9 protein-coding genes are annotated in these 9,369 nt (G+C 45.6%); 8 read left to right on the top strand and 1 reads right to left on the bottom strand.

Annotated features, from left to right (window positions below; all coding sequences use genetic code 11):
* The first annotated feature begins 77 nt into the window (after window positions 1-77).
* Both ASD40_RS10450 and ASD40_RS10445 read left to right on the top strand, forming a co-directional pair.
* The gene (locus ASD40_RS10450) at window positions 78-419 is read left to right on the top strand and encodes a transposase (protein ID WP_057303222.1); all 342 of its coding nucleotides are present in this window, start codon (window positions 78-80) and stop codon (window positions 417-419) included.
* Complete coding sequence (locus ASD40_RS10445; protein WP_063870750.1) at window positions 392-1,321, top strand: IS3 family transposase; 930 nt, start codon at window positions 392-394, stop codon at window positions 1,319-1,321. The genes ASD40_RS10450 and ASD40_RS10445 overlap by 28 nt, the downstream gene beginning before the upstream one ends.
* Window positions 1,322-1,715: 394 nt before the next feature.
* Here ASD40_RS10445 and ASD40_RS10440 read toward each other — a convergent pair whose 3' ends face one another.
* A complete protein-coding gene (locus ASD40_RS10440) occupies window positions 1,716-2,597 on the bottom strand; it encodes a helix-turn-helix domain-containing protein (protein WP_057303221.1) in 882 nt (293 codons plus the stop codon).
* Window positions 2,598-2,731: 134 nt separating this feature from the next.
* Between ASD40_RS10440 and ASD40_RS10435 the strand changes: the two genes are divergently transcribed.
* The 6 genes from ASD40_RS10435 (at window position 2,732) to ASD40_RS10410 (ending at window position 9,369) form a co-directional block, all read left to right on the top strand.
* The gene (locus tag ASD40_RS10435) at window positions 2,732-3,568 is read left to right on the top strand and encodes a phytanoyl-CoA dioxygenase family protein (protein ID WP_057303220.1); all 837 of its coding nucleotides are present in this window, start codon (window positions 2,732-2,734) and stop codon (window positions 3,566-3,568) included.
* A gap of 100 nt (window positions 3,569-3,668) precedes the next feature.
* Window positions 3,669-4,490 carry a helix-turn-helix transcriptional regulator gene (locus tag ASD40_RS10430; protein WP_057303219.1) on the top strand — a complete coding sequence of 274 codons (822 nt, stop codon included), beginning with the start codon at window positions 3,669-3,671 and terminating at the stop codon, window positions 4,488-4,490.
* Window positions 4,480-5,391, top strand: coding sequence for an AraC family transcriptional regulator (locus ASD40_RS10425; protein ID WP_057303218.1), 912 nt, complete (start codon window positions 4,480-4,482; stop codon window positions 5,389-5,391). The genes ASD40_RS10430 and ASD40_RS10425 overlap by 11 nt, the downstream gene beginning before the upstream one ends.
* A gap of 107 nt (window positions 5,392-5,498) precedes the next feature.
* Entirely contained in the window at window positions 5,499-7,004 is a 1,506-nt protein-coding gene (locus tag ASD40_RS10420; protein ID WP_057303217.1) for an alpha-glucosidase/alpha-galactosidase, read from the top strand.
* 126 nt (window positions 7,005-7,130) lie between these two features.
* A complete protein-coding gene (locus ASD40_RS10415) occupies window positions 7,131-7,448 on the top strand; it encodes a cupin domain-containing protein (protein ID WP_057303216.1) in 318 nt (105 codons plus the stop codon).
* A 76-nt stretch (window positions 7,449-7,524) separates the two neighbouring features.
* Window positions 7,525-9,369 (top strand): sensor histidine kinase, encoded by a 1,845-nt coding sequence (locus ASD40_RS10410; protein ID WP_057303215.1) that lies wholly within the window; start codon window positions 7,525-7,527, stop codon window positions 9,367-9,369.

Raw genomic sequence — 9,369 nt, 5'->3', positions numbered from 1 at the left:
ATTCTATAAAGCCCCCTAATTAAGTTGGACACTTTTAGGCTAAGAAAATACAATGAAATTAGCCGGAGGTTGTTCGTATGAGGGTAAAGCATAGCAAGTTTGACGAACTGAGAATACAGGTCGTGGAAGAAGCGCTTGAGCGGGGGAACATTGCTTTAACAGCACGGAACCATGGATTATCCCCTTACTCGTTATACAATTGGATGAAACAATATCGAGATGAGGTGGAGCCTACAATGGGCAAGAAGAAGGATCTAGATAAATTTAACAATCCTCAAACCACAGAAGAATGGAAAGAGAAGTACGAGCAGGCTACGAAGCTCATAGGTGAAAAAGAACTAGAAATCGCAGTACTTCGTGACTTAGTTAAAAAAAAACATCCACACATCCAATGGAAGTGGCCCGAGAATGGATCTTAAAAGGTTATAAAGTTCGAACCATTCTAAGGATTTGCCATGTGCCTCGTTCTACGTATTACTATCAACCGAAAGAAGCTAACTCTCAGAAGAAAACCTCTCGGCGTGGGCGCCCCGCCTCAGGGTATTCCCTTACCTTCGCGGGCAAAAAAGTAAGAGATCATCTCATTAAACATTACATTGAAAAGCTCCTAGAAGGCGAGGAGTCTGCTTATGGTTATCGTAGAATAACCACTTGTTTACGCCGTAAATACAAACTTCGTATCAACAAGAAGAAAGTATACCGGCTATGTAAAGAGATGAAGATTCTTGCTAAACCTGCAAAGCCTTCTAAAGCTCATCCACGCCGTCTAGCCAATAATATGGAGGTTACAGGCCCTAATCAATTGTGGCAGCTGGATATTAAATATGGTTACGTAACTGGCTTACAGAGGCATTTCTATACCGCTAATATTATTGATGTCTACGATCGTCACCTAGTCGGATGTCATCGCGGTAAAGCTTGTGATACAAGTCATGTTCTCCGCGTGCTACAAAAGGCCATCCTGATGCGAGGCACAATGGACCAGGAGAAGCCATTAACCGTTAGAACAGATAATGGCCCTCAGTTCATTAGCCATGCTTTCGGAACGTTCTGTGAGTCCAATCAGATTATTCATGAACGTACACCGAATCGAACCCCCAACAAGAATGCCTATGTCGAGTCTTACCATAGCACCTTAGAGCGAGAGTGCTTTAAACGAAACATCTTTATGAGTTACGAGGAAGCATTTGCAGAAGTAGATCGGTTTGTCACTTTTTACAACGAGCGTCGAATTCATTCGAGCTTGTATGACTATTCTCCCAAAGAATTTCTCGAGAAGTTAAAGAAAAATGAAGTAAAGCCGTTTAAACTCGCAATTTAATAAGTAATCTGTTGCTTTAGTCGACTAGTGTCCAGTATTAGGGGGTTAGACCGGAGTTAAAGAAAAATGAAGTAAAGCCGTTTAAACTCGCAATTTAATAAGTAATCTGTTGCTTTAGTCGACTAGTGTCCAGTATTAGGGGGTTAGACCGAATTYGGTCCTATACAGGCCATTTCGCAACAAATGGGCTGAAATTGTTGTACAAACTGCAACTTCAAGTTGCAAAATAGCCTTTGGGCTAGCAAATTGTTGTAGAAAATACAACACTGGTAACCACTATAGCCCATTTGCCCTAACGAAGACTGAATGACTCTAAAATCGGACTTTGGAGCTTTGAATACCAGTTGTGAGAGAAATAGTGAATCAATCGATACGTCACATGGGCACTGCTTTGTTAGAGTGTATCTTTCCAATTAGTTTCAAACATTCTCCATTGGATCGGGGTCATGCCGGTAATGCGTTTAAACACGGTGGCAAAATGTTGACTGGATGCGTACCCCAATTCATTAGCAATCTTTGTAACCGTATCCGTGCCTTCAACCAGCAGTATGCAAGCTTTCTTAATTCGCGCACGTTCAATAAATACCATTGGCGGGAGCCCCGTATATTCCTGAAAGGTGCGGAAGAAGTGGGAGGGACTGATCCGGACAAAATCAGCCATCTCTTCGATGGAGGGGCGCCATTGCGGCTCTTCCGCGATCCGGCCTATAAGTGCATCCAATTGACGTAATAGATCGTCAGCGAGAGAAACAACTGTTTGACTAGGCTGAAGAATTCGAAGCAGCAGCCCAAGCAGCGCTTGGCGGGTAGCGGAGATTCGTAATGGACTGTTGGAATTTAGCGCATTTCGCAACTGTCTAATGTCGTCAACAGCCTGCAGACCAGTATGGGTAACTCTGGGCAGCGCCTCTAGTGCATGTTTGAAGCACTCAATCTCGTCTTGCGGCAAGCGCAACCAGTCTTCCGCATGCGGCGGTGTGATGATGAACCACCAGAATCGACTGGGCTCAATCACATTGAAGCCCCCGCGATGAACCTCGCCAGGGCTTGTGTGAAACACGTCACCTGCTTTTGTCTCATAAGCGTGCCCGTTCAGCTCCCAGCTGGCTTTACCCCGTTCAACCAAAACGAATTCATATCCGTCATGCTTATGAAAGGAAAGGGGCAGTGCCGACCTAATCTCATCGAAACCGAAGAGGAGCAATTCCGGAACTCCAAGTATGCGATTTTCCTTATTAATGTCGTAAGTCCAGCGTGGACTTTGTTTCGCAGGCACGGGGAGGGACCTCCTCTACGTTCGGATGTTCTTATTTGTCTTGTATGTTTCTCATACTACTTTGTAGCTCTGTGAACGTCAATCAACAAGGGATTAAGTATGATGAAAGCAAGACGTATAAGGAGGAATTTACGATGACTTTGCAAGTAGAGAGAACGTACAAAATTACGGCTCAGGATAAGGATACATTCAATCGCGACGGTTACTGGATATCTCCGAAGCTGCTGGACGATGATCAAATCATGCGGTTGCGACTTGCGCACGAGCGGGTTTGGACTGGCGATTACGATGGCGATGGGCTTCCGATGAACCATTACCGTGCGAACCCGAACCCTGATTCATTACGCAAGCTAGATAATGGATGGTGGATCAATGACGAGATCCGAAGAACTGTCACAGATCCGTTAATCGGTGAGCTTGCAGCCGATTTGCTGGAGATAGATGAAATTCGGCTCTGGCACGATCAGGTTATTTATAAGCCAGGTGTCGGCAATAAGGAGACGCAGTCAGGTAACGTTGGCTGGCATCAGGATTACGGCTACTGGCAATGCTCCAGCAATTCGAACATGGTGACCGTATGGATAGCGCTGCAGGACACGGATCTAACCAACGGCGGGATGATGACCATACTTGGATCTCACAAGTGGGGACTAATACCTGATAGCAATACGTTCTTCGATTCGAACATGGAGGAGCTTAGGAACAAATATGCGGCAGGTCGCGAATGGGTCGAGGAGCCCTGCATTCTGAAGGCTGGTCAGGCAAGCTTTCATCACGCACTTACATTCCATGGGTCCGGCGCAAATAAGACGAATGAGCCTCGTATGTCTGTCGTCGCGCATCTGATGCCTAGCGGCACCAGCTACCGCGCAGGCATACAGCGTCATGATAATTCCCGTCTGTTAGGACCGCGCCCTTATCACGGTCAGGCTTTTGCAAATGAGTATTTTCCGGTTTTGTTTAAACGATAAATAGGATGCAAAATCCCTTCCATACGAAGGGATTTTCTTTTTACCTACAGGCGGTTACAATTGCCTTAATGATGACACAGCTTTTCTGGAGATGAAGCACATGGCAAATCCCTTGGAACATCTTCGTTTTAATCATATCGATTCCGCTACGGTCGGTTCGATTGTATATCCACCGGGTGGCAGGTATGGTCCTCGCATCCAACTAGATATTCAGCTCGTTCTATTACATACTGGTTCTATGGAAGTGACCATTGATGGCGTTCATTTTCGACTAGAGCCCGGCAATGTGGCACTTCTGAAGCCCGGGCACATCGAGCATTTTACATTTGCAGATGAACAGGACAGTTGGCATCGTTGGGTGGCCGTAAGCGTTCAACCCTTATCTGTGGATCAAGTGCAAGCATTGGAGCAGGTTCCGTTTAGCCTCCCAATCTCTGAACACTTGAACCGAATAACTGACCTTATGCTATCGATCCGATCCGAGCATGCGGATACAGGACCTGTCATGCGAAGTCTCGGTCACACAGCGATTCAATTGTTTCTATCCGAACTGTCCAAAGCGCAGCTGCAGCAAGATATTCATCCTTCAGTTTTACGTGCAAAAGCTTACATTCATCAAGAGTTCAAGGAAGGACTCGATTTGACAATGATTGCCGCGCATGCGGGAGTATCGGATGAGCATTTGGTCCGGCTTTTCCGTAAATATGAGCAAACGACCCCTATTAAATATGTGTGGCACTATCGTGTACTGCGTGCTATTGAGTTACTAGCCCATACGGGTTTATCGATATCGGAAATTGCTCAGCGAAGCGGGTTCCAAACCAGTTACCATTTCGCACGATTGGTGAAGCAGCAAACAGGTAAAACCCCTTCAGAAATAAGGACTTCCTCTTGGGGGAAAGGAGATTCTCATGCAGAATAGCGGCAGCCTATTTCCCGCTTTTTTAACCGAACATCACTGCCATCCTCAGGTGATGGCATATTATTTTAAACAATGGCAAGGCTTCTATATGTCCTTTCATCGCCATGATGCGGTAGAAATTATGTATACCATACAAGGTTCCTGCGACGTTGAAATCCAAACGCAGTCTTCACAAATCGAAAGTGTTAGTCTCAAAAAGGGAGAGTTCATTATTATGGACGCAAATGTCTCCCATCGATTGATCGTTGACGAGGCTGTTCCCTGTAGAATGCTAAATGTAGAGTTCCGCTTTACCCAGCAAAAGGGTGTGTTTCCATCTATTCACCAACTGGCGGCAGAAGACAAATTGTTGTCTTCTTTGCTGGAGGTCAAATCTCCTTATTTAGTGCTGCGCGACCCCGATGAGGTTTACCACATTATGAAAAGCTTGGTGCTTGAACTGGATAAAGCAGCCGCCAAAAGTGAAACGATGGTTCAATTGCTCATTGCACAATTGCTCATTCGAATTGCGCGTCTTAGGCAAGAAGCAGCAAGCAGCGGCATGGCGCAAAGTGAGTGGTATGTGAAACAAAGCATGGATTATTTGCATCAGAACTATGACCGCGACATTCAAGTGAAGGATATTGCTGGAGCCGTAAATTTACACCCCGGGTATTTACAACGAATTTTCAAATCGTTAACGGGGCAAACCCTTATGACGTATTTAACCGTGATTCGAATGGAAAAAGCTAAAATGCTGCTGCTGGAAACAGATGTGCCGATTTCAGAAATTTGTGATTATATCGGGGTTGGGAGCCGACAGTATTTTCATATGCTTTTCAAAGATTATACAGATTTAACCCCTACGGAATATCGGAAATCAATGGATACTCACAAGTGGGAATATCCAGAAAAAAGTTAGGATTTTTGACAAATCACCTCCGATGAAGTTAGGAATTTGATAACGTTTTCTCTTTCGCGCTTGATACAATGTGAATTGTAGATTAAACGATAGAGAGGACGATAGATATGTCATTTAAGGTAGCTTTTATTGGAGCAGGGAGTATTGGATTTACACGCGGATTACTTCGAGATTTGTTAGCAGTATCTGAATTTCATGATATTCAAGTCGCTTTTACAGACATCAATCAACATAATTTAGATATGGTTACGGAGCTGTGCCAAAGGGATATTCGAGAAAATGGTTTAAAAATAGAGATTCAAGCTACAACAGATCGTAGAGAAGCTTTGAAAGATGCAAAGTATGTTTTATGTACGATTCGTGTGGGGGGTCTGGAGGCTTTTGCCACCGATGTGGATATTCCGCTGAAATACGGCGTTGACCAATGTGTGGGCGATACGCTATGTGCAGGGGGAATTATGTATGGTCAGCGCGGCATTTCGGAAATGCTTCGCATTTGCCAAGATATTCGAGAAGTGGCGGCGCCTGATGTGCTGCTGTTAAATTATGCGAATCCGATGGCGATGCTGACTTGGGCTTGCAACAAGTACGGCGGTGTGCGGACAATTGGTCTCTGTCACGGTGTTCAGCATGGGCATCAACAAATCGCGGAAGTATACGGCTTGGAGAAAAAGGAAGTAGACATTATTTGTGCAGGCATCAATCACCAAACTTGGTATGTACAGATCCGTCACAATGGTCAGGATTTGACGGGCGGTCTGCTTGAAGCCTTCGAGAACCATCCGGAGTTCAAGCGTACGGAGAAAGTGCGTATCGACATGCTGCGCCGCTTTGGCTACTATAGTACAGAATCCAACGGACATCTAAGCGAGTATGTGCCTTGGTACCGAAAGCGTGCTAGCGAAATCCAAGATTGGATCGACATGGGCAGCTGGATTAATGGAGAAACAGGAGGCTATCTGCGTGTTTGCACGGAGGGACGCAACTGGTTCGAGACGGAGTTTCCGAACTGGATGAAGGATAAGGCATTTGTTTACGATGCTGAGAAACGCAGTGAAGAGCATGGCTCCTATATTATTGAGGGCCTTGAGACAGGACGCGTGTATCGCGGACATTTCAACTTAGTCAATAACGGTGTCATCTCGAATCTGCCTGATGATGCGATCATCGAAGCGCCGGGCTATGTAGATCGCAACGGCATCTCGATGCCTCATGTTGGAGACCTGCCGCTTGGACCGGCAGCGGTATGCAATGTGAGTATTTCTGTACAGCGGCTTGCTGTGGAAGCTGCCGTGCATGGCGATGATAAGCTGCTTCGTCAAGCGTTTATGATGGATCCGCTCGTAGGAGCCGTCTGCAATCCCAAAGAAATTTGGCAGATGGTCGATGAAATGCTGGTCGCACAGGAGGCATGGCTGCCTCAGTACGGCGCGGCTATTACAGAAGCAAAGCAACGGCTAGCAGCTGGAAACCTCGTTCCTACGCGCAGCTATGAAGGTGCAGCTCGCTTGAAAGTGAAAACAGTAGAAGAAATGCAGCAGGATCGTGAAGCTGCGAATAAAAATGCAGGCGAAGCGGACAAAGGGAAGGATCGCGCAGCCGTTAGCTCTTAATGTTCGTTTAGATTCAAGTATGTTCATTTGGGTGCTTTTCAGATATAATTAAAAAGTAAGTGAAGGACCGCTTGCGGTCCTTTTATTTTTTCGTAAGATCGTTTAATGATGAAAGGGGAAAGTCAGATGTCTAATATTGGCGTATGGGAAGCAGCCGAGCCAGGCGTTCAGCGCTGCATTCTGAAAGCTGAGGTTGGTTTAATGATGATGGAGGTTCATTTCGAGCCAGGAGCCGTTGGTTACCAACACAGCCATGTTCATGAACAAATGTCCTATTGCTTAAAAGGGAAAATTGAGTTTACCATAGATGGTGTGGTAACCGTTATCGAGCAAGGCCAGACGGTATACATACCAAGTAACGCCAAGCATGGTGTTACAGCATTAGAAGAATCCGCCTTATTAGATGTCTTCACACCGATTCGCGAAGATCTTGTAAAACGGTAACCAGTTGCGCTTGCAGCTGGTTTTTCTTTCTTAACCATTGAATGCGTTTACAAATTCGGTGAAATGGAGGTTGAACATGGGTAGAAGAGGTCGTAGAGCTTGGATCTGGTTCTACAGAAACTTGTTTCTGCGTGATCGTCCATTGACAGTGAAACTGCTCGTCTATTCGGCCATGCTGGTGGTCATTCCGCTGCTTGTGGTGGGGATGATTTCTTATCAGAAATCATCTGAAGTGCTGCGTGAGGAAGCCGATTTGAGTAACAAACAAATCATCGAGCAAGTTAAGCTGCATATTGAATACTATATTCGAGATTTCGAGATCGACTCGATTCGCATGCAGAATCATCCGTCGATGCAGCAGTTTCTAAGGATGACAAGCGAACAAGAAGTGAAGAATTCAGGCATCCGCGAGCCGATGATGCAGCTTTTGAACGATACCGCTTATTCGCGATCAGACATCTCTCGGATTATGCTTGTTATGGAAAACCAGACGGTCTTGGATACAAGCATGAACAAAAATGTGACCCCTGCGCTGCAATTGATACAGGAGCCATGGTTTGCCAGTGTACCCTCCAACAGTGATATTATGTTGATCATCAGACCGCCTTCTCAGCGCTACGAGCTGGAATATGTGCCTGTTCTCTCCATCGTGAAGCGCTTAGTGAGTCCACTTACCTTAGAGCCCGTTGCTACGTTAATTATGGAAGTCAACTTCAAGCGGATTCAAGAGATTGCTGAACGCGTTACAATTGGACGAACGGGGTATTTATCTATTCTTGACCCATACGGGCGTTATATTTATTCTCCTGAGTATACGGAAATTGGTCATTTGGCGGATTGGGATCAGCTAGAATGGATTTTGCAGCAGGAAAGCGGATCATACCAAGCTCAAACAGGAGATAAGCCATTCTACACCTTCAGTCTGTCGTCCTATTTAAATTGGCGGTTGGTGACGACGATACCGGAAAAAGAATTGACGCGTGGAACCGAGTATATTCGGCGAACGATTTGGTGGACAGTCCTTGCCACATTATTTATGGCCTATTTGATTGGGATTGGTTTTGCTACAAGTATCGTTCGGCCTGTAAGGGCGCTGCAATTTTTCATGAAAAGAGTGAAAGAGGGCGACTTTCTGGCTCGCGCGGATATCGAATCCAAGGATGAGATTGGGCAGCTAACGAATGATTTTAATAAAATGGTCGAAAAGCTCCAGGTACTGCTCGATGAAATTTACTACTCTCAGCTCCGAGAGAAGGATCTTCAGCTGCGCCAAAAAGAAACAGAACTGAAAGTGCTGCAATCGCAGGTTAATCCGCACTTTCTCATGAACGCTTTAGAAACGGTGCGAGGGATGGCACTGGAAAAGGATATGACCGACATCTCTGTGCTCGTTGCGTCCCTTGCTCGACTACTGCGTTACAATCTGAATCATGCTGGGGCAACGATCTCCTTGCAGCAGGAAATTCAGATATGCGACATGTATTTACGGATTCAGAAATATCGGTTTGACGATAAACTCACCTATGAATTCCAGATCCCTGAATGGGCAGAAGGACAAATCATCGCGAAGTTCGCTTTACAGCCCTTGGTCGAAAATTGTGTCATTCATGGTATTGAAACGAGTGCACAGCCTGTTCATATTGTTATTTCAGCTGCTCAATTAAATGATCATCAATTTATTGTAGAGATTCAGGATAGCGGTGTGGGAATTCTGGCTGCCAAACTCCGTGCCTTACAACTCGATTTGCTGCAGAAAGACATGATTACAGCGGTATCACAAATCGGCATCGTCAATGTACATCGACGGATCTCTTATCTGTTTGGTGACGCCTACGGTCTAGAGCTAGAAAGTGGTGCAGATGCAGGAACTCTCGTGAGAATCAAGCTGCCGCTGAAGCCTCACGTAGAGGAAGGGAGGTAG

The organism is Paenibacillus sp. Root444D2, from assembly GCF_001426375.1.
In the GTDB taxonomy this organism is placed as follows: Bacteria; Bacillota; Bacilli; order Paenibacillales; family NBRC-103111; genus Paenibacillus_E.
The sequence above is the reverse complement of the archived record's forward strand: the minus strand, read 5'-3'. Positions and strand labels throughout refer to the sequence as shown.